Source organism: Paractinoplanes durhamensis, assembly GCF_016862175.1.
Taxonomy (GTDB): Bacteria; Actinomycetota; Actinomycetes; order Mycobacteriales; family Micromonosporaceae; genus Actinoplanes; species Actinoplanes durhamensis.
In genome coordinates this window covers 97,955-119,599 of record NZ_BOML01000075.1, presented here as the reverse complement: position 1 = coordinate 119,599, position 21,645 = coordinate 97,955, and the positions used below count along the sequence as shown (strand labels likewise).

Genomic DNA, 21,645 nt, shown 5'->3' with positions numbered 1-21,645 from the left:
CCGTGTGTCGCAGGTTCGATTCCTGCCGGGGGCACCGTTTTACCAGGCGAAACGCCTTGATCCGTTGAGGGCTGCCCGACCGACGGACCCGTTTCAGGTCCGCACATCTCGCCTCAAACGGACCGTGCTGACTTGGCACACCGCTCATCTACACCGCAGGGATGCGCCCCGGGGCTGCATCCCCGTAGTCGGCCTGCGTCGGGCCTGCTACCTTTGTCGAGCTGACGGTTTCGCTGAGGCGGACCGTCCATCTCAAACTCAGACTCAAGATCAAAAACAAACTCAAGCTCAAACGCAACTTGGCTTGGATTGCGCTGCCGGCTTTCCGCGGCGCATGTGACCCTCCGACGCGGGGTCAACGTAGTTGGCAATACCTGATCACCACATACCTTTTCCCACACCCAAGGCTCGGCGCGGGTGTGATGGAAGGTGTGTTGGGCTTGTCGTCGTACGTCCTCATTCCGCTCATCAGCTTGAGCGTGACTCTCGGCATCACCCTCCGGCGAGTGGTGCCGGACCTTCTGTGGTACGCCTTCATCACCCTCATGGCGCTGAAGTTCGGACCCGACATCCTGGAGAAGATGCCCCGGCTCCGCGCACGACCAGCCAGAGCAGCCTTGGGCGAGACGGACGGGTCAGCGCTCGCGAACGAAGCTCCCCTTACCCCGGACCGTGACGATCCAGCCGTCCTCGCGGAGGAGCCGTAGCGCGTGCCGCGCCGTGTCGCGGGATATGCCGTACTGCTGCTGGAGAGTGTTCTCGGACGGCACGGGCCGGTTCGGCAACAGCCGTCCGGCCTCGATCTCGGCGCGCAGGAGGTCCGCCAACTGTTGATACAGCGGCACCGGCCCATCCGGATCGATAGTCACCCGATCAACGTAGGTGGAGACGGTTGTCGTCCTACGGTGCCGGACAGGTGCACCTGAGGTACTACAAGACCATACAAGTGGTCTACGCTCGCGGTATCCGTTGCAGTCCCCGGCGACACGGACGTCCCGGGGGCTGCGGCGGCAACCCGAGGAGGGAACGCATGCCCGAGGAGTTGCAGCCGCTCGCCACTTACCGAGGATTCGCCTTCCACCGCCACCGCCCCGCACCCGAACACGTCCCCCGAGCGCCCGTCATGGAACTGCCGCGCCTGCGGCGAGGCGTGGCCGTGCGAACCAGCCAAGGTGTCGATGAGGGCGGAGGCCCAACGCACCTACCTCGGGATGCTCATGTGGGGCTACCTGGAAGAGTTTGCGCGGGACGTCGATACCAACGGCATCAAGGACGCCTTCACCCGCTTCATCTCCTGGACGCGGTGACCCCACCCCCTCGCCGGCAAACTTGCCAACGCGGCAAAGCTGATGTACCTACATTACAACCTAGTGGCGTAACTTCATTGGCGGGCGGGCGTGAGAGACCCGCTCCACAACGAAGGGACCAGCCATGACGACCACCGACCTGCCGACCACCACGACCGCCCTCCGCAAGCTCGCCCAGGAGCTGGGCCTGAAGGGCATGGGCTCCGCCAACAAGGCCACGCTGTTGCCTGCCATCACGGCGGAGTTGGAGCGCCGCGCGGCGGCTGAGGCCGTCATTGAAAAGGCCGGCAAGGCTCCGAAGCTGTGCGCGATCTGCGGGAAGCGCCGCCCGACCTCCAAGAACGGCAAGGACTTCCGCGACCAGTGCGACCCGTGCCACGTCGAGGCGGGCTGGGAGAACACGCACTCCGACGGCGGGCACGCGGACATCCTGGCCGTCGAAGAGGAGCAGCGCACCGACGTTCAGCGCAAGGAGATCGACGGGTGCTGGGTGTGCTTCCCGGAGCTCAACCGGGCCAAGCGCGACCCGCGCCCCGGCCAGGCCCGCGCCGGACAGGTGGTCGTCGCGAAGGGCAACAAGGCGGAGGTGTTCAAGGCGGCGGCCGAGGCTGCTGAGTACCGGGTCGACATCGAGACGAACGACGCCAACCGCACCGTGGCCACCGCGACCTGCCGGGACGGCAGCTGGATCCAGTTGGTCTGGAACGGTGCGGCGTACGACTACCCGAACTCGTCGGCCAAGGTCAACGGCAAGGAGCGCAAGGTGCGGAACCTCGCGGAGGCGCTGCGGCTGCTCATGTAGATGCGCGCTCCGAGACGCTAGCGATCAATTCCCGGATCACGTCGCACAGCACGTCCGCCAAGAATGTCATACCTGGTAGGTACCGTTCCCTCGATCAATTCCAGAGCGGGGAACAACATGGCGACGTTCAAGCCGAGCAAAGATTTCGACAAGATCATCCAGGATCTCGGCAAAAAGGCAATCCAGGAGGTCAAACGGAAGGACCAGCCGGTGCTCGACCGGTTGCACCGCGAGTACGCGGGAAAACCCGTTGAGGTAGTCAAGCCAGCGATGGCGCGAGCCCTCAAGGCGGCCGGTTGGACGCTGTCCGATCGAGAACTGACGGACTATGCCGAGATCATCAGCCGGGGAGACCGGATCGTGCTTCGTTGACTCGAACCGCTCCGACCGAGAGGCCCCGGAGCCGTAGCCGCTCTGGGGCTTCTTTCGGTGGCGCGGCCGGTACCACGAATCACCCTAAAAGGAGGTGTCGTAAGCCTACGCCAGGTGGTCTCTAGCGGGCGTTCGCAAGCTGTGTTGCTGGATGAACCGGTCCCATGCGTCTAGACACCGGACCACCAGGTCGACGGCGTCATCAGTCCCTTCGCAGTCGCGCTGGCGCCAGTGGATATAGACATGTTGGCCGTCGCGGGTGCGGTTGAAGGTGGCGATCCGCGCCGTCATCGAGTTGGGGTTGTTCCGGGTGCGGTGTTTCGTGACCTGCGCCAACGCGTCGCAGACCCGCAGGTCCGGGTCGGAATGGACGAACGCTTTGGCGGACAACCCGGTCTCATCCTCGATGAAATCTGCCAGCTCCCGGCAGAGCCGGAAGAACATCAAGATCGGACGACGCAGTTGGGCAGGCTCGCAGTCGGGAAGCGCGTACGCCTCCTCGACCCGCCGTCGGGCATCGTCAAGGTCAAGCCACTTGTCGGTCCACGGCTGCACATCTCCGTACCCGATTCCCCAAGCGTTGGTTTCTACGAGTCCCTCGCCCACCACGGCAGCAGTGGCCTGGATGACCATGAACGTTCCGCCGCACGCCGAGCACGGCACCGCCTTCCATTCCCTGCCGCAGTCTGCGCACGTCTTCACACTCTGCAACGTACTGAGCGCCGCAAGTCAAATTCGAAACCTGCGAAGCCGATCCGACTTCACGAATCGGCCCCGCATCGCGGTTCCCCCAAGTCAGGCGGTCTTGTCACCTGACTGCACGTCGATGATCCGACCGTCGACCCGAGTGATCGTCCAAGTGTTGGCCGGGGTGGCGACCTCGGTGTAGTAGGTCTTCTCGATGATCGAGCCGCCCGGAGTCGGCGCGCCAGTGATGACCACCTTCACCGGCGTCAGCGCCGGGAGGTTCGTGCGTACTGCCATTTCAGTTCCTTTCTTGGTCCGCCCGGTCCGGGCGGTGGTCTGCGTCGCCTAACGGCGCATGTGCACGTGGCTTTGGCGTCCGCCGCCCCGCGTGTTCGGTCGGCCGTAGAAGCCAGAGAAGAACCGCCCCAGCGCCTCGATCGTGTGGTCATCGACCTTCTTGGGGTTCTCGCTCGGGGCGCGGCCCCGGTCAGCGGCAGAGGTGGCGGTATCGGGGTAGCGGTAGGCGTTGAACTCCCGGATCGTGTTGAGGCAGCGGCGATTGATCGTCAGGCCGGGAGAGGTCCTCGCGTGCTCTAGCGGGAACTGCGCGCCGAGCTTCCGCCGGATCCACTCGATCCGATCGGCAATCGTCAGGGAGCCCGGCGAGAACCGGCGCAGCCGCAGCCGCTGGACGAGTTCGGCCGCCCGGTCCGGCTCCGCCGGGTCCGGGAAGAAGCCGAGCAGCCCGGGTGGGGTGAGTCCCCGCGCCTCGATCTCCACCGCCGCCTCTTCGGTGGTACGGCCGGTCTCGTAGTACTCCCGGACGATGTGCACCCGCTCGCGGTGCGGGTCGACCTGGAGCACGAGCCAGACGAACGGGTTGGTGAAGCCGAAGTCGGCCGCTGCGTACGTGTACCAACCGGGGATGAAGTCCTGGTTTGTGACGTGGACCTCCTCGTTGAAGCCCTTGAAGACCCGCCCCACGTACGTGTTGAACTGGGCCGCGATCTCCTGGTCAAACGCCTCCGCGCTCATCGACAGGAACATCTCCAGCACTTCAGGATTGACCTTGTCGGTGAGGTGCCGCGGGTACGGGAGTTGGCCCGCGTCCCGCAGCTCCGCGAGGGTGGCGAGTGCGGTCGGGTCGGTCGGGGACCGGTAGACGTGCGGGTTGACCCATGCCGGCGCACGCCAGCTTGCCCACTCGGGTCGCGTGGGGTCTTGGCCCGCCGCCCACAAGTCGTAAAACCAGTTCCGGCCCTCCGGGGTGGAGGTGAACACGGCCCACCCGCCGAAGTCCGCGAGGGTCGGCCGGACGAACCGGTCCCACACTGAGCGCTTGAGCTTGGCCGCCTCCGCGAGCACCACGCCGCTCAGGCCCTCGCCTACCAGCGTCTCCGGATACTTGGCGCTCTTGGCCTCGACCACGAACCGGCCGTCAAGGCTGACGATCCGCATCGTCCCGCTCTGCGGCGTGTTGGCGCTGCCGGTCTCGAACGCCACGCCCAACCGCTTCAGCGCGTCCCAGGTCACCCGGAACTCCTTCTCCGCGTCGGAGTACTCCGGGCCGACAATCCAGAACTCCCGCCGGTGGCCTCGGGCTTTGAGGATGTCGCGGTCCCGCAGGGCGCGGAACCACTCCGGGAGCACCCGGTACGCGCCCATCTGGGTCTTGCCCGCCCGGCGGCCGGCACTCACGACCTGGTACCGGGCTTGGCTTTCCAAGACCTCCCGCTGGAGCGAGTGCGGCTGCCACCCGAGCCGCGCCCAGATGCCCTCTTGCAGCGCGGCGGGCATGGTCGTCGTCGTCATTCGGCTCTCCTGTAGTCGTCGCAGCTGCGGCACCAGACCCGCTCGCCGGTGCTGGGTGGGATCTCGGATCGGAACTCGTGGCCGCACTCCATCGGCGCGGCGCGCACGTTGCACTTCGGCCAGGAGCGCGGGTTCGACCGCCACGGCTGCGGCCAGCCGCTCACCGGCGTGTAGGTGCTGTGTCGGCCGTCGCCCTTCATGGCGTCCCCGTCGGGCGAAGTTGCCGGACGTTGCTGGGGGCCATAGCCGGGCGGACCGGCGCGGGGGCGGGCCGCTCCGCGAACACGTGCGGCGCGTCCTCATCCGGCGGAATCAGGTGCGCATAGAACTTGTGGGTGGTCTCGTAGCTGGCGTGGCCCAATCTCCTGCGAGAGCCGGTAGATGTCCCCGCCCAGCTCCAGGAACAGCGCCGCGAACGTGTGCCGGAGGTCGTGCAGCCGGGTCGCGACCAAAAGGCCGGCACGCACCAAAGCTGGCTTGAAGAGGTTGATGTAGAACCGGCCCGGCTCGATCGGCTCCGCCCAGTTCAGCCGGAAGCCGCCTCGCACCTTCTTGCCCGTCTCGGGGTCGGTCGTGTACGTCGCGCCGGGCTTCCGGTTCGGGAACAGCGGCGCGGCCGGGTCGTCGCCCCGCTCGTGGTTGCCGGTGAGGTAAAGGTGCAGGTCTTCCGCGAGCCACGGCGGCAACGTCACGCGGCGCGTGCTCTCCTCACTCTTGGGCGTGTCCTCGACCCAGCCGCCCTTGACCTTGCGGCGGGTGCGGTGCACGTCCACGTACCCACGCCAGGTCTGCGTGCGAGGGCTGTAGGTGAGGTGGACGTCGGCCACGTCCAGCCCGGCCAATTCACCCGCGCGGAGACCGGTGTACGCCAGGAACCGGATCATCAGCCCGTACGGCTCCGGCATCACGCCCGCCAGCGCCTCGACCTGGGCCGCGTTGAGGAACACCGCCTTGAACTTGGTCTCGCGGTTGCTCTTGCGGCCTGCGGTCCGGCGGAGCACGGCCGGGTTGGCGGGCAACGCACCGTCCTCAGCCGCCAGCTCCAGCACCGACCGGAAGGTGCCGTACACGTTGCGGACGGAGTTGCCGCGGAGCTGCTTGGCGTCGCCGTTTTCGTTGCGGCGCTTGGAAATGCACCCGCCCTTCTGAAGCTTCGCTCGGAACGCCCGGCAGTCGCTGGTCTTGATCTCCGCGACCTGGGTGCCCGCGAAGTATGCGCGAGCGTGCAGGAGGGCCGACCGGTAGCGCTCGACCGTTCGTGCCTTCACATCACCCGCGATGGTCTCCAGGTAGCGGTCTGCATAGGCGTCAAAGCTCTGCTTGGAGGCGGCCGGATCCGTGCGGCTGGCGCCCACCAAGTCGTTCAAGATGAAAGCGTTGGCTTCCTTCTCGGTGGGGAACACCCGGCGCGGCCGGTGCTCTTTGCCGGCCAACCGGTAGCGCCAGCGAACCTCCCACCGGTTGTCGGCAAGCTGCTTGGGGGTCGGCAGCTTCTTCGGCGCGTGGAGCGTCATGCCGCCACCGCCTCAACCTGGCGCGAGAGGATCCGCGCCACGACCGGCGACGTCCACCGGCCGCCGCGCTGCGTCGGGTGGCCCTCCTCCGCGAGGGTGGCCGCGATGGCCCGCGTAGAGGCACCGCCCGCCGCTAGCTCCTTGAGGCGCGCGAGGCCGCGTTGCTCCGCTGGGATCTCGACCAGCGCACCGCCGACCGACCGCCAGCCGTACCCGGCGCGGCCGACCGCGTGCCCGCCTGCTGCGGCCTTGGCCTTGCGGCCGTCGCGGAGCCGCTTCACGATCAGCCGCCGCTCCAGCCCGGAGAACACGCCCATCATCTGCCGCATGGCCGTGCGGTACGGGTCATCCGGGTCGTCCCGCTCGACCTCACCGGTTGCGGTGAAAGCCCTTGCGCCGCAACGGTTCCAGACCTCGGCCAGGATGGCCTCCTGGACGGTGACCTCACGGGCAAGCCGGTCAAGGTCCCGCGTGATGATGCCGTCGGCCTGGCCGTCGCGGAGCCACGTCAGGCCCTCCGTCAAGCCGGGCCGCTCATCCGCCGGTAGTGCACCGCTCTTCGGGTCGTCGATACACCACTTCACGATCCGCGCGCCCATCGCCTCGGCCGCTGCCCTGATCGCTGCGCGCTGGACGTCGAGCCCGTAACCGTGGGTCGCCTGCTCAATGGTCGACACCCGGAGGTAGCCCACGAGCCGGAGTGTGTGCGCGACCGGCCTAGTTCCACCGCTCCCCACACGGGAGCGCTCGCCGCTAGGTCGGTGTGGGTCCGGCCGTACGGCATGGGAAAGGCCATTACGGCGGGTGAGCGCCGCGCCGCCTTGAGCTTCTGACACGAGATACCTCCTCCAACGCCCTGACCAGGGCCGCCGCCGATTCGGAAGAACAAGCGGCGGCCGGAACGCTACGCCAGCGTCACGGAGTGTGACTGTCCGGACATCCATTGTGGACGGTTGAGCTACGAAAGAGCAGTCCGCGCGCTATGCGGTCTCTCCCTCGATGACGTCGCGACCTGGCGGCAAGACGTGTGCCGGCTGCCCGCTCGCCAAGCCCTGCAACACTTCCTGCCACGGCGCGAGCGAGACCTCCACCGTCGTCTTGCCGGTGAGGTCCGCGCGGTCGAGCAGGTCCCGCGCCGCCGCGAGCCGTACCGGGTACGGCACGTCTGGCGACTCCATGAAGTTGATGAGTTGCGCCGCCGCCCGATCGGCCGCTGCGAGGATGCGAGCCTTGGCCGCCGCCCGCGTCTGCGGAGCCGCGCCGCCGTGGATGCGACAGACCGTCCCGCCGAGGATCGGCGCGTTCCGACAAGGCCCTCCCGAACGCTTACTCCGTGCCCTGCACTTGCGAGAGGTATCCACCTCCGAGAGGTCACTCATGTGCCCCCTCCAATCCTTTTAGATCTTGAAAGCTTTTTCCTGGTCGGGGAGTCCCCCCGAGTGCCCCCTTCAACTAGGGGGCGGGGCACTCGCGGGACCGGACCCCGGAGTGCCCCCGGGGGCACTGAGGGGGCACTGGGGGCAACTGGGGGTACTCACCCGTTCCATCGGTACCGCTTCCCGTTCCTGGGTGCGCTCTCGACCGTCACGGATCGATCGTCGATAAGCGCTTCCAAGACCGGCTTGAGCGCTCCGGACTTCTGGCGCGGGACCTTGACGACGTCCGCCAGTTCGCCCGTCAATAGCCCATCCGGCGCGCCCTTCAGCGCCATCGAGACGCCCAGCCGCAGCGTCTCATTGACCGCCGTGCGGCGGTTTCCCTCGCCCAGCGTCAGCCGGTACGTCGCGGGGTTGAACTCCAGCTTGGTTTCCTCCAGGCCAACCCCTCGCCCGGTCACGGCCAGAAACCGGTCGCCGTCCCGGTTCTTGGTGAGGACCCAGCGGGCGTCCACCCAGTCGTCCAGCGCTGCCGCGCCGCGTGCCCGTTCCTCGCCTTCCTCCATCGCAGCTCGCGGGGTGTGGGCGATCGCAGCGAATACGTCGCAGCCGCTGCGTTCCTTGATCTCGTCTACGCGGGTGGTGAGGCGTTCGACCGCTTCGTTGTCGTTCTCGTTGACCCCGTTCCAGGCGCAGAACCGCCGCCAGGAGTCCACGCCCCAGAAGCCGATTTCGTTGTCGCGCAGGTGCTTCACGACCATCTCGGCCGAGTGTGGGTCGAGGATCGACACCGGTCGACCGCGCAGGTGCAGCAGCTGGACGCGCTTGGGATTCTTGACCTTCAGCGGCCGTACGTAGTCGTGGAAGTCCTGGTCGTCCATCTCGCCGTTCCACCAGGCCACCCGCCCCTCCCAGGACATCACCTTGTGCCCCAGGAACGGCGCGCCGTCCGCGAGGGACTTGATGAGGTTCACGCCCATGGTGGTCTTGCCGGTCTTGTACTGCGCGGCGAGGACCATGTTGTGGCGGGCACCCAGCAGCCGCTCGATGAGGTACCGCTCGCCCACGACCGGCCGCGCCAACATCTCGTCCAGTGACCCGCCCAGCGTCGAGAACACCGCCGGGTCGAACCGCTCAGCCGCAAGCCGCTCAGCCGCCATCTGGCGCGCCTTGGTCTGGAGGATCTGGCGCTGCACCTCCAGCTCAAGCGTGTCCAGCACCTGCCCAACCTCAGCCGACGGCGGGACGTCAAACGCGCTCACTTCAGCCACCCGGTCAGGTCCGACGCGCACAGATCCTCGCTGCGGAACTTGTGACGGGGCAGCTTCTCGATCGCACCCTTAACCGCATTGGCGAACTCGGTTTCTAGGGTCGCGGGTGACCGGCGACTTTCAGTGCGCGCGTTCATCGCCTCCCGGTACGCCGTCCACAGCCGAGATGCGGCCAGGAACCCACCCCGGTGGCCCTCTGCCGCGTTGCCGACGATGGCTAGGGTTCCGTCCCGCATCGCCGGGTGGCAGCCGCTAGAACGCCCCGCCGCGATGACCTGGGCCGTGTATGAGTCGAGCGTTTCCCGCATGGCCAAGCACGGCTCGCCGTCCGACCGCGCATTCAGCCACTCCATGGGCGGACCTTGCAACTCGGTGTGGTCGCCCGCGTCCGCCCAAGACCCAACGCGGGTCGCCAAGCCCTTGACCCATGCCACTGGCAAGTACGGCAAGTCATCCGGGATTGGCAGTTCCTCGGTGCTGAGGGTGCCGTCCGGGTAGTACCACTGGTATCTGGCGCCCACCCCGCCGTGCCAGGTCGGCCAGACGGTGAGGTACCGGTGGCACCAACGCAGCACGTCCACCGCGGCAATCACGCCGCCGCCCGCGACGGAGAACTTTGGGTTGACCATCCTTTCCGCGAACTCGGCATGCTCCGGGCTCAGCCGGTAGAGCCGACCACCGGACGGCGCGGGACGTGCTGTGGAGATCCACGTTCGGTCGAGCGCACCCCACTTGTTCTGGAGCGCCGCGAGGGTTCGCGCACCTTGCTTATCGCCGTACTGGTCCACGTCGAGAACGATGACGTCCTTGGGTAGTCGCAGAGCCACCCCGGCATCCCGGAACCGAATGCCGGCCCCAGGGTGCACCCACTCGGAACTGATCCACTCCTCGACCTCAGCGCTACCGGCCCAGTACGGCGCGGGGAGTGATCTCTGGTAGCCGGAAACGCCCTTGACCAACAGCACCTTCTCGCCGTTGATCGTCGAAATAGGCACCGGCGACCACTCGGGCAGGTATCGGCGGGCCGCAGCTTCGTATGGCCCTGTCATCGGCTGACCGCCAGACCGAGCGGGCTGCGTTCGTGGGCGCCACCGTTGTGGCCCTTGGGTTTGCGGCACTTCTTGACCGGGCAGCACTCCTCGACCCGCGCGCCGGGCGGGGCAGGCGGAGTCGGCGGGTGCAGCCGAGACTTGCCGCGGTTGGTGTGTTGGACGGCGTTGGGGCGGCTCATCGATCGCTCCACGGGATCCAGCAGTCGTCGCAGACCACCTCATCGGAGTCGTTGAATCCCGCAGCGTCGCCCTTGCGGATGAAGTCCCCGCAGTCGGCGCACCTCCCACCCCAACGCGCCTCGAACTGGCCCGGCTGAAGGTATACGTATGGACCAGCCATTCCTATGGAGCTAGAGGCAACCGGTGTGCCTCGGTACTCTTGACTCAACGGAGGGACCTCTCAAAGGTCTAGGGCAGGGCCAGCGCGCCAACGCTGGCCCTGCGTCGTTTATTCGGCTTGCTGTTCGTGCGCCGCACGCGCCAGGCACACCGGGAGCGGTGGCACGACCCGTTCTGCGAGCGCCGGAATGCTTTCCAGGAACGCTTCGTGAGCCTCTACCGGATCGGTGGCAGTGATCTCGGCGACCGAGGCTCCGGCGGTCTCGACCGTTTCCCAGCCCGCCTGGTAGGACCGGCGCAGTGTGTCGAGTTCGGCGCGAGCCTCCTGGGGGCTGAGGTCGCCAGACACCACCCGGTACTCAAGCCGCTCAGCCAGAGTCCGGACGTTGGCGAGGTCTGCCATGCCAAGTTGGTAATTGTTGTTGGCCTGCTTGAGCCGCCCCTCGCGGTACTTGTCCGCCTTTTTGGCGCGCTGCGATAGGTAGGCGCTGACCTCGCGGGAATCACGCGGCGAGAGGTGGACCGCGTCAAGCATTTGCTGAACCTGCTTGGTCTTGATCATCGCGGCACTCGCGTTCCAAAGGCCGGCACTCGCTCGGCCAGATCGGCGACTGCCTCAGTGCGGATCTGGCCGTCCAGCCCGGCCAGCCGCCGCTCCCTATCGCTCGCGTCCAGGACGGCGTCTTCCAGCTTTCGTAGGGCGTAGCGGGCAGCGCTACTGATTACCCGGGCGTCTTCCATCGGGTCACTCAACTTGCCTTCACTCCTTCGTTTACGTGGTACTTGGTGAGCAGGTCAGACACGCTTTCGCGAATCAGTGAGTCCCGGCTGCGGTCGAGCGAGGTAGCGAGCGCCGTGAGCGCTGCCAAGTCCTCTTCGCGCAGCCCCGGCCGGTTCGGCATCTTCACCAGCTCCCGGACTGGTCCGCGCCTCCGCCCGGTCACCGGCGCACGCTTCGCCCGGTCGCGGGCATGACCACGGCCGTCCGGCCGTCGGCGGTGGTTCTCGTGGACACGGTGAGGCTGCCCGTCGTCGCGGGACGGTCCGGCGGCACTACGGCGGAGGCACCGCCCAGAGGCGCGCCGGTCTTGGTGGACCACGCAGGGGTCACGTCGCGAAGTCCACGCAGTTCTTCTTCATCGAGGCCATTTCGCCGAGCCATAAGCCGCAGCTCTTGACGGTGGTCTTCCAGCCGCTCTGCGCCCACCTCATAAGAACTGGGCCGAGCCTCCATCTTTTCGAATTGGGGCGCCATAATGAGTTACCTCCGCCGCATTAACCTAGGGGTCGCAGTTAGAATAGGCGATTTGCCGGATAGGCGTTTTCGCAGCCATTTGGCACGGCGCATTGCACTAGCTGCCGAATCGCACGAATGCCACAACAGCAATTCCTGCCAGAGTGAACGCAGCGAGACATAGCAGGAAAAGCAACCACGCTCGGGCAGAATCGTGCCGATGAGCCTTGCGTCGAGTGCGAGCGGCATCGGCGTACTTCGCGAGCTGCCGGTCCACGTCAGGCCGTCAAGCTTGCGCCGCCGGAGCACCCGCACCCGCCGGTGGAATGGAGATGCCAATCGCGCATGACGCAGCGGCAGGCTGGGCAGTTATCGCAGGACTCATGCCATCCGTGCGGAACCAGGATCTTGACGGTCAGAATCCGTCGCGGGTCGTCATGGTTGAGGGAGAAACGACGGCTTCTGATGGTGAGCAAGTCCAGGTCAATGCGCCCGGCCATTGCATCGCTAAGGGTCTGCGACAGGTCGTCATTATCCTGCTGGAAATCCCATGCGCCCGTGCGCTTCCGATGACTCATCGAACCGGACTCCCCTCAAGGAGGGCGTTGAGGTCGGAACGCCGAACACGCACATGACCTTGCTGAGAGGGATTCAATTTCGATGCCGGCAGACGCTCGGCGGAGATCAGACGGCGCAGTTCTCGCACCGAGACGCCGCTGTACTGGTGGGCTTCTGGGAGCGTGAACCACTCACGCTGGATTTCGTTCGCCACGTGGGCACTCCTACGTTCGGAGCGCGTTCGACGGAGGGCAGCGCCAAGAAACCAAAAGGCCAGGCGTCATGACACCTCAGCCGACCCGCGCAAGGTCGGTTGACGTGCCACTGCCTGGCCTGCAAGGCACTGGGTTCGCGACTGCTCGCGGTGACCCGCCCCAACCGGCTGCTGTTCGTCCGACGGTGCCCGTCGGAACAGCGACTCCGGGGACGGTACAACACCGGTGCTCGCTGCCGCTAGCGCGAAGTGGGACGGCATGAGTCGACGTGTGAGGCGCAGGCCGAGAAGGTCCGTTTCAGGTCCGGAGACTGCACCGGACCGGTTCGGACGGCATGGGTCGAGACGACGCGAGCGTCGACTGTAAAAATCGGCTCTGACCTGCACTAATTACAAGGTCCGACCAATCGACCAGCGCCGACGCAGGTCCGCCCGACCGCCCGGTTTCAGCCGCCTCGGAGGTTTCCTAAACCGTGTGTCGTAGGTTCGATTCCTACCGGGGGCACCACAAATCCGCAGCGCTCAGCTCGGCAACCCACTCGACCGGGTGGCCGGTGGTCCTGGCGTCACTGGCCAAGCGAATCGACCTCGACATCGAGGCACCACCGACCTAGGCCTCCGGCGGCTAGGAGATGCTGCTCCCGAAGGCGGCGAGGGTATCGTCGCCGTCCTCGCGTAAGAGTCGGCGAACCGCATGCGCCAAGGGGCCATCGCCGCCATCGGTAGAGAGTGGTTCGCCGAACGACTGAGTTGTCAGATCGGGCAGCTCGCTGTTCGGCTCGTTGCCGTCGGGCTGGTCGTCGGCAAGGTCCTTCATCAGGTGCCTCCCTGTCGCGGATGGGCGATCTCGATCTGGTCGCGGCATCTACGAACCACCATGTCACGTGGCTGGCCTTCGAGGTATCGCGTTACAGGGTGTCTCGGCGGCGGGCCAGCTCTGTTCGGTTTCGGACGTCCAGCTTTCGGAAGATGTTTCCCAAGTGGAACTCGACCGTCTTCACCGTTACGAAGAGGCGCTCGGCTGCCTCTTTGTTGCTCAAACCATCCGCCACGGCCACGGCCACCCGGATCTCGGCGCCGGTCAACGCCGCCTCGCCCGCCTTTGCGGCGAGCGGCGGTGGTGGCGTGTATGACGGGCGGCCGCCCGTCACCGCTCGCAGGTCGGACTCGGCCAAGGTCAGCATGCCGCCGGCGCCGATCGTTGCGTAACCCGCGCATGCCGCTTCCAGCAACCGGACCGCGGGGGCCCGCCGGCCCTGCCGGCCGTGGTGGGCGCCCAGCAACCACGACATCCGGGCCCGGGGCAACCGCTCGGCCGGTTGGGTCAGCTCGGGCAGGACTGCCTCGAACTCGTGCATTCGCTGCTCGTCGTCGGGGGCCTCGATCCATGAGCGCCACGCCGCCATCGCCGGGCCGCCCGGAAGGAACACCGGCGCGGGTGGGACACCGGCCAAGAGGTGGGTAGCGGCCGAAAAAGAACCGTGCAGGGCGTGGTGGGTGGCCAGCTCCCAGCGGTATTCGAAGACCAAGCCGGAGTCGACGCCCATGCCGTTCGCGACCATAAGCTCCAGCATCGCCACCCATGCCTCCGTGTCGCCCTGGGCGAAGTGCAGCGCGGCCGAACCCTCGACGGTGTGGCCGGCCACCCACTCCGAGCCGTTGCGGGCGGCCAGGGCTCGGGCCTCGGCCAGGTGAGCGGCCGACGCTGCCAGGTCGCCGCGCAGGGCCTCGCACTTGATCAGCCAGGACGTCACCTCGGCCTGCACATCCGGGCGGCCGGCCTGGATGGCCAGGTCTCTTGCCTCCAGCATCTCGGCCTGGCCGCGGACCAGGTTGCCGGCCCAGGCGTCGGCCAAGCCGATCATGGCGAGCAGGCGGGCCCGAGCGGCCGGGTCGAAGGCCAGGCGGTCCACGTGGGCGGCGTATTTCAGGCGGGCCTCGTGCGGGCGAATCAGGGTGAGGGTCACGAAGATCGCGCTCTCCAGGTAGAGCGGATCGCCGTGCAGGCCCAGCTCATCGAAGAGGACCAGGGCTCGTTCGAGATGCGGGACGGCCGAAGGGGAGCCGAGACGGGACAGCGCTACGCCGGTCACGACCGAGGCCAGGAACGGCTCCTCGTCGGCGAAGGCGGACATCGAAGCGACCAGTGGTTGCAGGTCGGCGGCGCCGGCATTTCGGGTCAGGACCAGGAACGCCTGGAACAGCAGGCGCGGGTCGTTGGCTTGGAGCGCGGATCTCACCAGCGCCTCGGCTTCAAGATCGCTGGACACGAGTGAATGTTAGGGACTAGGGATTTCCCGGGTGTATCGGTCGGACGGTGATCAACAAACTTTGAGCTGTCAAACATCTCGGCCGAACAGACCGAAAGCCGGAGCAATGACTGTCGACAGTGCACTCTCCCTGCCCTACGCCATCACCGGACTCGCCACCCTCATCGGGCGGGTTCTGAGCATCGAGGAGTGGGCGGCCGCCGCCAAGATCCCGGCCCGGACAGGTGGGCTGATGAGCGGTGAGCTCGTCGAGCGGGTGCTCGGCATCCAGGGCAAGAGCTGGGATCCGTGGACCTTTGCCGACCTCGGGCGGATCGCCGAGGTGGGGCGGGAGGCGCTGCTCTCCGCCGACCTCGAGCCGCGCGACGTCGACACGATGATCGTGGTGACCTGCTCGCCGTACGAAATCATGCTTGATCAGGATGCCTTCCGGATGGCGCGGGAATTGCAGCTGCCGGATGACGTGGTGCCGATCCAGATCGGCGCGGGCTGCGCGGGGCTTGCCCGCGCAGCCGCGCTCGCTGCCCGGATGAACTCGCGGCACGCGCTGATCGTCACCTACAACGCGCCGAGCCGGATCACCGGTGACCTCAACGGTGGCGTCAACCCGATCTACCTGCACAACGACGTGCATCCGCTGGGCCGGAGCCTGTGGGCGTCGGCCGGGATCTTCTCGGACGGTGCGGCGGCGTTCGTGCTGAGCCGGCGGGACGACACCGAGGGGCTGGTTCTCTACTCGCGGGACTCGCAGGCGTTCGGCACCGAGCCGGGCTTCACCGATCCGCTGATCCACCACTTCGGCGGTGGATCCCGGCACCCGTACGGCACGCCGGAAGCGGCCGAGCTGGCCTGTTACGGCATGAACGGTCCGGCCGTGAAGCGCTATTACACGCAGGGCATGATGCTCAACCACGCGGCGCTCAACTCGGCGCTGCCGGGCTATGTGGACCGGGTGCGGCGGATCTACACGCATCAGGCGAGCCCGGCGCTGGTCGAGTCGTTCGCCCGGCTCGCCGAGCTGCCGGCCGACAAGGCGCCGACCAACGCCCGCCGCTTCGGCAATCTGGTCAGCGCCAGCACCGCGAAGATGTTGCACGACGATCTGTACGCGGGCGACGTCGCGAACGACGACCTGATCTGCGTCTCGGTCGTCGGCTCGGGGCCGGAGCGCGGTGCCTACGTGCTCCCGTTGCAGGTGGTCAAGGTCGTGCAGCCGGCGGCAGGCTGACCCAGGCGCCCGTTCCAGCCGAGCGGCCGATCGCGTCGAGGGCCTCGGCGCTCCGGAGCGCGTCGTCGAGGCCGGCACCGTGCGAGGTGCCGTCGGCGATCGAGCGCAGGAACCCGTACGCCTCGATGACCTTGAGGTCGTCGTAGCTCATCGGGATGCCCGCGCCCGGCTGGAACGGTCCGAACTCGCCGTCGAGGGGGCCGGCGAAAATGGTGCGCACCGGCACGTCCTGGGGGGACGCGCCGGTGCCCACACCAAGCTCGCCCATCCGGCGGAAGTCCCAGAAGAGGGCGCCGCGGGTGCCGTGGATCTCGAAGCCGTAGCTGTTCTGCTCGGCGACGGCGACCCGGCTGGCTTCCAGCACCACCCGCGCGCCGGAGTCCATCCGCAGCAGCGCCCCGAAGTAGTCCTCGTTCTCCACCGGCCCCGGTTCGCCGCTCCCCAATGTGTGTCCCGAGGTGGCGCCGGAGGGCAGCGGCCGCGTGGGGATGAAGGTGGCGGTATCGGCAACAACTGCCGAGATGTCGCCCAGCAGGTAGCGAATCAGATCGATGCCATGCGACCCGAGATCACCGAGAACCCCGTTGCCACCACGCTCCCGGGTGAAGCGCCAGCTGAGAGCACCATCCGGATGAGCCGCGTAGTCACTGAACAACCGAAACCGCGCATGAGTGACATTTCCGATCTGCCCGGAAGCGACAAGCTCCCGCGCCCGCGCCACGGCCGGCGCATGCCGATAGTTGAAACCGACCGTGACCTGCACCTCCGCCGCCGAACGAGCATCGGAGAGCGCCTGCGCATCCGAAGCCGCCAACCCCACCGGCTTCTCGATCCAGACATGCTTCCCCGCCGCCAGAAACGCCCCACCGACCGCCCGGTGCAAAAAGTTCGGCACGGTGATGCTCACGGCCTGCACCGCCGGATCAGCAACGAGCGCCCGCCAATCAAGCGACCACGACCCGAACCCGAACTGCCCGGCCGCCGCCTCCGCCCGCCCCGGCACATCATCGGCAACCGCCACCAGCCGAGTAGCCGGCGCCGCCGGAAAATGATGCGGCACGCGAGCGTAAGCCTGCGTATGCACCCGCCCCATCCAGCCAAAACCCACGACCGCAACGCCCAGCACCTGATCGGTCACGATCACCATCCTCCACCCCAAAACCCCGGGCAGGAAACCTCTATGAGTACGCGGCAGCAGGTCCCCGCCAACTAGGGCAGCCCCCGCCTCCCAGCGCGAGCACGCAGCGGCGAGAGGCCGCAGCGCGCCTCTCGCGTGCGGAGCGGGTCAAGGAAGGGGCCGCGCACGGATAGGTAAGCAGAGCAGGGCTACGCCTCAGCCAGGTGAGCAGAGCAGGCTATGCCTCAGCTGACGGCGGCCTGCGGCATCCGGCTCGATGTCCAGCGGCCGACTCCCCAGACGGCGAATCCGACCAGGGCGAACCCGGCGGCGAGCACGCAGGCGCCGGTCCAGCCGAAGCGGTGGTGCAGCAGGCCGGTGATCGCCGACGACAGCGCGCCGAGCGAGAAGACCGTGGTCATGAAGACCGTGTTGATCCGGGCCCGGGCGTCGGCCCGCAGCGCGTAGATCTCGTGCTGGCTCATCACCTGGTGCGCCTGCACCGCGAAGTCGAGCAGGAAACCGGCCACCGCCAGCACCACGACCGACGAGTGCCCGACCGCGGCCAGCACCGCCATCAGCCCGGCCAGCAGCAGGGCTCCCCCGCTGCCGATGCCGCCGTACCCCCGGTCGGCAAGCTTGCCCGCCAACGGCGCGGCGGTCGCGCCGCCCGCCCCGACCAGCGCAAAGATCGCGATCTGGGCCTGGCCGAGGCCGTGCTCCCCGATCAACTCGTAGGCGATGGCCGTCCAGAACGCACTGAACGCCCCGAACACCAGCCCCTGGCAGAGGGCGCGGCGGCGCAGCACCGGCTCCGTGCGGACCAGGCCCCACACGGTGCGCAGCAGCGAGCCATAGCCGGCGGCGTGCTCCGGCTGCCGTGATGGGAGCATCCGGCGCAGCACGACCGCGAGCCCGACCATCAGCGCCGCCGACACGAAGTAGATCGCCCGCCAGCCGAACAGGTCGGCCACGAAGCTCGACACCGTCCGGGCCAGCAGGATGCCGAGCAGCAGCCCGCCCATCACCTTGCCGACCAGGGCACCGCGCTGCTCCTCGGGGGCGAGGTGCGCCGCGAACGGCACCAGGATCTGCGCGACGACCGAGGTCACTCCGATCAACACCGAGACGAGCAGGAAGACGGTGTACGCCGGGGAGACCGCGGCCAGGAGCAGGGCGGCCGCGGTCCCGATCAGGAGCCGGGTGGTCAGCTTCCGGTTCTCGATCAGGTCGCCGAGCGGGAGCAGGAAGAGCAGGCCGACCGCGTACCCGATCTGGGTGACCGTGACCACGACGGTGGCCGCGCCCTGGCTGACGTCGAACGCATCCGCGATCAGGTCGAGCAGGGGCTGCGAGTAGTACAGGTTCGCCACCGTGAGGCCGCAGGCCACGGCGAGCACGAAGATCAGGGAACGGCGCATGTCCGCACGATGCCCCGCCGACCAGGTGAAACGCACGGCTCAGTGAGCGAGCTCTCCGGGCGTGTGCGTCGCCACGAACGAGGCCACGTAATCGTCGAGGCGGACCGACGGGCTCCAGCCGAGCTCGGCGGCCCGGGTGATGTCGGCCTGGCCGCGGACCCGCTCGCCGCGCAGCTCAGGGATCATCTCGTAGGCGGTCGTGAAGAGCTTGGCGACCTCGAGGACGGGCCACTCGTGGCCGGCGCCGAGAAGGTAGCCGTCGCCGCTGCCCTTCTGGGCGACCAGGACGATGCCGCGGACGATGTCGTCGACGTGAGTGAAGTCACGGGTCTGGGTGCCGGGCGAGACCACCGGCAGCGGCAGGCCGCGCCGGTAGTGGTCCTCGAAGATGCCGATCACGGTGGCGTAGCGGCCGGCGGTGATCTGGCCGGGCCCGTACACGTTGTAGAAGTAGGTGATCGCGTAGTCCAGGCCGTACCAGTTCGCGTAGTTCTTGATGTATTCGATGTTCTTCGCCTTGGTCCAGGCATACGGGTTCAGGTTCTCGTCCTGGCCGTCGTTGCCGAACTTCGACGAGGAGCCCGCGTAGATCAGCTTGGACCCGTTGGCCGAGGCGAACTTGACCACCTCTTTGGTGCCGTGGAGGTTGAACTCCCAGGTCAGATCGTGGTCGTCGAACGACTGCACGATCCGCGAGTACTCGCCGAGGTGGAAGACGATCTCGGGGCTGGGCAGGCCACGCTCGGCCCAGGTCTTGGCGAGGTCGACGGTCGAGCCCTCGAGGTACGTCACCCCGGGGTCGTTGACGTGATTTTCCGGGACGCCGGTGAAGTAATTGTCGAGCGAGACGATCGCGGCGGTGGGGTAATCGATGAGCAGCGCCTTGATGAGGTTGGCTCCGACAAATCCGGCGCCACCGGTCACCAGCAGTGTTTGGCTCACGCACATCCTCCGAGTCCCGAACTTTCAGCGGCCCAGGCTACCAACAGACAGCGGCCCCGCTCGAATTCAACGAGCGGGGCCGCAGCCGATGACTACCAGGCGGCCGGGGCCGGCGGGGCGACCACCGGCGGACGGTCGTCGCAGGTCAGAGTGTTCGGCAGCTGCCACGGCGCGAGCCAGCCGCCGTAGTTGCCGCCCAGGTCGGTGACGGTGAACTCGGAGCCGGCCGGGGTGAAGTGGAAGGTGCCGCAGTTGTTGACGCCGACCGCGCCGACGTTGCGGGCATCCACGTTCTCGAAGGTGGTGGCCCCGGCGACGCGGGCGCTGAGCACGCTCGTACCCGTACCGTCAATCTTGATGTTCTTGAAGTGGGTGTTGGTGATCGAGTAAAGGTCCTTCACCGGCCAGTCGGCCACCATCATGATCGCGTTGTATGTGTTGTCCAGGAAGTTGTCGCCGACGACCTGGATGTCCGCGTCGATGTTCTTCTCCAGCGCGTAGAGCCAGATCGCCCCGAGCCCGATGTTCCAGTTCAGCTCGTAGGTGCCGGAGCGGACCGTGGTGTTGTCGGTGAACTTGAGGAACCCGGTGAACGGCTCGGCGCCGAAGCGGGAGCCGGCATGCAGCGCGCTGCCCTCGCGGATCGGGTCGGCGATCAGGTTGCCGGAGACCGTGTTGTTCGACCCGCCGTAGATCGCGATGCCGTTGGCCAGCACCGGCGTCTGCACCGTGTTGTGGTCGAACGTGTTGTTCGCGTTGGTGGTGCCCTCGGCCCACATGGCCAGCGCGTCGTCCCCGGTGTTGCGCAGGAAGTTGTTCTTGACGAGCGAGTCGGTGACGCCGGTGTGGAAGTTGAGGCCGTCGGCGATCTGGTCGACGATCACGTTGTCGGTGACCTTGACGTTCGACATCGGACCGTCGAACCACAGCCCGACCTTGGTGTGGTGCAGGTAGAGGCCGTCGATCGTCGAGTCGCTCATCGCGCCGCCGATGCCGTTGACCTGGTCGATGTCGATCCGCTCGCGGACGTCACCCTCGATCGCGAAGCCGGAGAGATGGACGTTCCGGGAGTTCGCGCCGTAGAAACCGACACCCAGATGAGTCGATTTGTCCGGCGCCGGGGTGGAGAGGGCGATCTCGTGGCCCTTGATGATCGTGTACCAGTTGCCGGCGCCCTCGATCGTCACGTCGTCGACGACGATGTGCCGGTTGACCTGGAAGACGCCCGGCGGCACGTAGACCTTGAGCTTGGCCTTGCGGGCGAACGCGATCGCCTTGTCGAAGGCCGGCCCGGAGTCCCGGCGGCCGGTCGGGTCGGCCCCGAAGAGCAGCACGTTCGCCGCCAGCAGGGTGACCTTCGGCGGGCCGACCAGCTCGGAGTCGAGCAGGTCGACGACCGTCCAGGCGGCGCCGGCCGAGGCGGTCAGCCGGACCTTCTCCCCCGCCTGGTAGGTCGCGCCGAGCAGCAGCCGCTGCTCGTCGTAGAAGTGGCTGGGCCGGAACGGGGTGGTGATCGCCGGCGCCGGGGTGGTCGCGGCCGGCACGCAGGCGCACTCGGTGATCCACCAGTCCGGGTGCAGCAGGCCCGCGTTCGGGTCGTTGCTGAACGGATATTGGTTGTAGAGCCAGGAGTACTGCGAGGTCAGCATCAAGGTGCGGGTGGTGTTGCGGACCTTGACGGCCAGCGGCGCGGTGCTCCCGCCGCCGGTCGGCGCGTCCGGGATGCTGTACCGCACGGTGATCGCGTTGGCCGCCTTGGGCAGGGTGAACTCGACCCACTGGCCGGGGGCGAGCTTGACCGCGGTGCGGCCGGAGGCCTCGGCGGGCAGCGTGTAGGCGGTGCGGTCGGGGCCGATGACGGTGCCGTTGGTCGCGGCGTTCTCGGCCTCCTGCTCCTGGAAGGCGACGCTCGCGCCGCGGCCGGCGACCAGCGCCGGGTCGAGGGCGGCGCGGGTCACCTTCACCGGCACCTGCGGCTTACCGGTGGCGTGCGCGGTGCCGGCCGCGCCGACCGCCAGGCTCAGGCCGGCCACCAGCGCGGCGGTCAGCCGGGATCTCTCCAAGAACATGGGACGGCTCTTTCTCGAGGGGAGCGTGTATCCACACGGGACGGGCGTGTGGAGGTGAGG

At 67.5% G+C, this 21,645-nt stretch carries 24 protein-coding genes; 4 read left to right on the top strand and 20 right to left on the bottom strand.

Annotation, left to right across the window (positions count from 1 at the left end; genetic code table 11):
• Positions 1 to 635 precede the first annotated feature (635 nt).
• Positions 636 to 869, bottom strand: a complete 234-nt coding sequence (locus tag Adu01nite_RS42975; RefSeq protein ID WP_239133150.1) for a GntR family transcriptional regulator — start codon at positions 867 to 869, stop codon at positions 636 to 638.
• Positions 870 to 1,178: 309 nt separating this feature from the next.
• Between Adu01nite_RS42975 and Adu01nite_RS48680 the strand changes: the two genes are divergently transcribed.
• The 3 genes from Adu01nite_RS48680 (at position 1,179) to Adu01nite_RS42965 (ending at position 2,481) form a co-directional block, all read left to right on the top strand.
• The gene (locus Adu01nite_RS48680) at positions 1,179 to 1,307 is read left to right on the top strand and encodes a hypothetical protein (protein ID WP_275414773.1); all 129 of its coding nucleotides are present in this window, start codon (positions 1,179 to 1,181) and stop codon (positions 1,305 to 1,307) included.
• Positions 1,308 to 1,431: 124 nt separating this feature from the next.
• The gene (locus tag Adu01nite_RS42970; protein ID WP_203735143.1) at positions 1,432 to 2,109 is read left to right on the top strand and encodes a hypothetical protein; all 678 of its coding nucleotides are present in this window, start codon (positions 1,432 to 1,434) and stop codon (positions 2,107 to 2,109) included.
• 117 nt (positions 2,110 to 2,226) lie between these two features.
• The gene (locus tag Adu01nite_RS42965) at positions 2,227 to 2,481 is read left to right on the top strand and encodes a hypothetical protein (protein ID WP_203735142.1); all 255 of its coding nucleotides are present in this window, start codon (positions 2,227 to 2,229) and stop codon (positions 2,479 to 2,481) included.
• A gap of 105 nt (positions 2,482 to 2,586) precedes the next feature.
• On the opposite strand, the gene Adu01nite_RS42960 is transcribed toward Adu01nite_RS42965, so the two are convergent.
• The 15 genes from Adu01nite_RS42960 to Adu01nite_RS42890 form a co-directional block, all read right to left on the bottom strand.
• Positions 2,587 to 3,114 carry a hypothetical protein gene (locus Adu01nite_RS42960; protein WP_203735141.1) on the bottom strand — a complete coding sequence of 176 codons (528 nt, stop codon included), beginning with the start codon at positions 3,112 to 3,114 and terminating at the stop codon, positions 2,587 to 2,589.
• Positions 3,115 to 3,276: 162 nt separating this feature from the next.
• Entirely contained in the window at positions 3,277 to 3,465 is a 189-nt protein-coding gene (locus Adu01nite_RS42955) for a hypothetical protein (RefSeq protein ID WP_203735140.1), read from the bottom strand.
• 48 nt (positions 3,466 to 3,513) lie between these two features.
• Positions 3,514 to 4,980 (bottom strand): terminase large subunit domain-containing protein, encoded by a 1,467-nt coding sequence (locus Adu01nite_RS42950; RefSeq protein WP_203735139.1) that lies wholly within the window; start codon positions 4,978 to 4,980, stop codon positions 3,514 to 3,516.
• On the bottom strand, positions 4,977 to 5,180 hold the full coding sequence (locus Adu01nite_RS42945; protein ID WP_203735138.1) for a hypothetical protein: 204 nt from the start codon (positions 5,178 to 5,180) through the stop codon (positions 4,977 to 4,979). The genes Adu01nite_RS42950 and Adu01nite_RS42945 overlap by 4 nt, the downstream gene beginning before the upstream one ends.
• Before the next feature lie 99 nt (positions 5,181 to 5,279).
• Positions 5,280 to 6,494, bottom strand: coding sequence for a tyrosine-type recombinase/integrase (locus Adu01nite_RS42940; RefSeq protein ID WP_203735137.1), 1,215 nt, complete (start codon positions 6,492 to 6,494; stop codon positions 5,280 to 5,282).
• Positions 6,491 to 7,186 (bottom strand): recombinase family protein, encoded by a 696-nt coding sequence (locus tag Adu01nite_RS42935; protein ID WP_203735136.1) that lies wholly within the window; start codon positions 7,184 to 7,186, stop codon positions 6,491 to 6,493. The genes Adu01nite_RS42940 and Adu01nite_RS42935 overlap by 4 nt, the downstream gene beginning before the upstream one ends.
• 288 nt (positions 7,187 to 7,474) lie before the next feature.
• Positions 7,475 to 7,873: an HGGxSTG domain-containing protein gene (locus Adu01nite_RS42930; protein WP_203735135.1), complete on the bottom strand. Its 399-nt coding sequence runs from the start codon at positions 7,871 to 7,873 to the stop codon at positions 7,475 to 7,477.
• Between the two features lie 155 nt (positions 7,874 to 8,028).
• Positions 8,029 to 9,090 carry an AAA family ATPase gene (locus tag Adu01nite_RS42925; RefSeq protein WP_203735134.1) on the bottom strand — a complete coding sequence of 354 codons (1,062 nt, stop codon included), beginning with the start codon at positions 9,088 to 9,090 and terminating at the stop codon, positions 8,029 to 8,031.
• A 38-nt stretch (positions 9,091 to 9,128) separates the two neighbouring features.
• Entirely contained in the window at positions 9,129 to 10,190 is a 1,062-nt protein-coding gene (locus Adu01nite_RS42920) for a bifunctional DNA primase/polymerase (protein WP_203735133.1), read from the bottom strand.
• Positions 10,187 to 10,372 carry a hypothetical protein gene (locus Adu01nite_RS42915; RefSeq protein ID WP_203735132.1) on the bottom strand — a complete coding sequence of 62 codons (186 nt, stop codon included), beginning with the start codon at positions 10,370 to 10,372 and terminating at the stop codon, positions 10,187 to 10,189. The genes Adu01nite_RS42920 and Adu01nite_RS42915 overlap by 4 nt, the downstream gene beginning before the upstream one ends.
• Positions 10,373 to 10,641: 269 nt before the next feature.
• Positions 10,642 to 11,094 (bottom strand): hypothetical protein, encoded by a 453-nt coding sequence (locus tag Adu01nite_RS42910; RefSeq protein WP_203735131.1) that lies wholly within the window; start codon positions 11,092 to 11,094, stop codon positions 10,642 to 10,644.
• Between the two features lie 187 nt (positions 11,095 to 11,281).
• The gene (locus Adu01nite_RS42905; RefSeq protein ID WP_203735130.1) at positions 11,282 to 11,440 is read right to left on the bottom strand and encodes a hypothetical protein; all 159 of its coding nucleotides are present in this window, start codon (positions 11,438 to 11,440) and stop codon (positions 11,282 to 11,284) included.
• Positions 11,441 to 12,340: 900 nt separating this feature from the next.
• Positions 12,341 to 12,538, bottom strand: coding sequence for a helix-turn-helix domain-containing protein (locus Adu01nite_RS42900; protein WP_203735129.1), 198 nt, complete (start codon positions 12,536 to 12,538; stop codon positions 12,341 to 12,343).
• 625 nt (positions 12,539 to 13,163) lie between these two features.
• Positions 13,164 to 13,355: a hypothetical protein gene (locus Adu01nite_RS42895; RefSeq protein WP_203735128.1), complete on the bottom strand. Its 192-nt coding sequence runs from the start codon at positions 13,353 to 13,355 to the stop codon at positions 13,164 to 13,166.
• A gap of 91 nt (positions 13,356 to 13,446) precedes the next feature.
• Complete coding sequence (locus Adu01nite_RS42890; protein WP_203735127.1) at positions 13,447 to 14,808, bottom strand: helix-turn-helix transcriptional regulator; 1,362 nt, start codon at positions 14,806 to 14,808, stop codon at positions 13,447 to 13,449.
• A gap of 106 nt (positions 14,809 to 14,914) precedes the next feature.
• Here Adu01nite_RS42890 and Adu01nite_RS42885 point away from each other — a divergent pair, with 106 nt between their 5' ends.
• Positions 14,915 to 16,036, top strand: coding sequence for a 3-oxoacyl-[acyl-carrier-protein] synthase III C-terminal domain-containing protein (locus tag Adu01nite_RS42885; RefSeq protein WP_203735126.1), 1,122 nt, complete (start codon positions 14,915 to 14,917; stop codon positions 16,034 to 16,036).
• Here the strand turns inward: Adu01nite_RS42885 and Adu01nite_RS42880 are convergent.
• The 4 genes from Adu01nite_RS42880 to Adu01nite_RS42865 all read right to left on the bottom strand — a co-directional run bounded on the left by Adu01nite_RS42880 (position 16,008) and on the right by Adu01nite_RS42865 (position 21,585).
• Complete coding sequence (locus tag Adu01nite_RS42880; protein ID WP_203735125.1) at positions 16,008 to 17,183, bottom strand: Gfo/Idh/MocA family protein; 1,176 nt, start codon at positions 17,181 to 17,183, stop codon at positions 16,008 to 16,010. The two genes, Adu01nite_RS42885 and Adu01nite_RS42880, sit on opposite strands and share 29 nt — an antisense overlap.
• Before the next feature lie 215 nt (positions 17,184 to 17,398).
• On the bottom strand, positions 17,399 to 18,574 hold the full coding sequence (locus Adu01nite_RS42875) for an MFS transporter (protein WP_239133149.1): 1,176 nt from the start codon (positions 18,572 to 18,574) through the stop codon (positions 17,399 to 17,401).
• 39 nt (positions 18,575 to 18,613) lie between these two features.
• Positions 18,614 to 19,516 (bottom strand): NAD-dependent epimerase/dehydratase family protein, encoded by a 903-nt coding sequence (locus Adu01nite_RS42870; protein ID WP_239133148.1) that lies wholly within the window; start codon positions 19,514 to 19,516, stop codon positions 18,614 to 18,616.
• Positions 19,517 to 19,608: 92 nt separating this feature from the next.
• On the bottom strand, positions 19,609 to 21,585 hold the full coding sequence (locus Adu01nite_RS42865) for a glycosyl hydrolase family 28-related protein (RefSeq protein WP_203735123.1): 1,977 nt from the start codon (positions 21,583 to 21,585) through the stop codon (positions 19,609 to 19,611).
• Positions 21,586 to 21,645 lie beyond the last annotated feature (60 nt).

Coding starts and splice junctions, on each gene's coding strand:
- Adu01nite_RS48680 (WP_275414773.1), top strand. CDS start 1,179: ATGAGGGCGGAGGCCCAACGCACCTACCTCGGGATGCTCATGTGGGGC.
- Adu01nite_RS42970 (WP_203735143.1), top strand. CDS start 1,432: ATGACGACCACCGACCTGCCGACCACCACGACCGCCCTCCGCAAGCTC.
- Adu01nite_RS42965 (WP_203735142.1), top strand. CDS start 2,227: ATGGCGACGTTCAAGCCGAGCAAAGATTTCGACAAGATCATCCAGGAT.
- Adu01nite_RS42960 (WP_203735141.1), bottom strand. CDS start 3,114: ATGGTCATCCAGGCCACTGCTGCCGTGGTGGGCGAGGGACTCGTAGAA.
- Adu01nite_RS42955 (WP_203735140.1), bottom strand. CDS start 3,465: ATGGCAGTACGCACGAACCTCCCGGCGCTGACGCCGGTGAAGGTGGTC.
- Adu01nite_RS42950 (WP_203735139.1), bottom strand. CDS start 4,980: ATGACGACGACGACCATGCCCGCCGCGCTGCAAGAGGGCATCTGGGCG.
- Adu01nite_RS42945 (WP_203735138.1), bottom strand. CDS start 5,180: ATGAAGGGCGACGGCCGACACAGCACCTACACGCCGGTGAGCGGCTGG.
- Adu01nite_RS42940 (WP_203735137.1), bottom strand. CDS start 6,494: ATGACGCTCCACGCGCCGAAGAAGCTGCCGACCCCCAAGCAGCTTGCC.
- Adu01nite_RS42930 (WP_203735135.1), bottom strand. CDS start 7,873: ATGAGTGACCTCTCGGAGGTGGATACCTCTCGCAAGTGCAGGGCACGG.
- Adu01nite_RS42920 (WP_203735133.1), bottom strand. CDS start 10,190: ATGACAGGGCCATACGAAGCTGCGGCCCGCCGATACCTGCCCGAGTGG.
- Adu01nite_RS42915 (WP_203735132.1), bottom strand. CDS start 10,372: ATGAGCCGCCCCAACGCCGTCCAACACACCAACCGCGGCAAGTCTCGG.
- Adu01nite_RS42910 (WP_203735131.1), bottom strand. CDS start 11,094: ATGATCAAGACCAAGCAGGTTCAGCAAATGCTTGACGCGGTCCACCTC.
- Adu01nite_RS42895 (WP_203735128.1), bottom strand. CDS start 13,355: ATGAAGGACCTTGCCGACGACCAGCCCGACGGCAACGAGCCGAACAGC.
- Adu01nite_RS42885 (WP_203735126.1), top strand. CDS start 14,915: ATGACTGTCGACAGTGCACTCTCCCTGCCCTACGCCATCACCGGACTC.
- Adu01nite_RS42880 (WP_203735125.1), bottom strand. CDS start 17,183: ATGGTGATCGTGACCGATCAGGTGCTGGGCGTTGCGGTCGTGGGTTTT.
- Adu01nite_RS42875 (WP_239133149.1), bottom strand. CDS start 18,574: ATGCGCCGTTCCCTGATCTTCGTGCTCGCCGTGGCCTGCGGCCTCACG.
- Adu01nite_RS42865 (WP_203735123.1), bottom strand. CDS start 21,585: ATGTTCTTGGAGAGATCCCGGCTGACCGCCGCGCTGGTGGCCGGCCTG.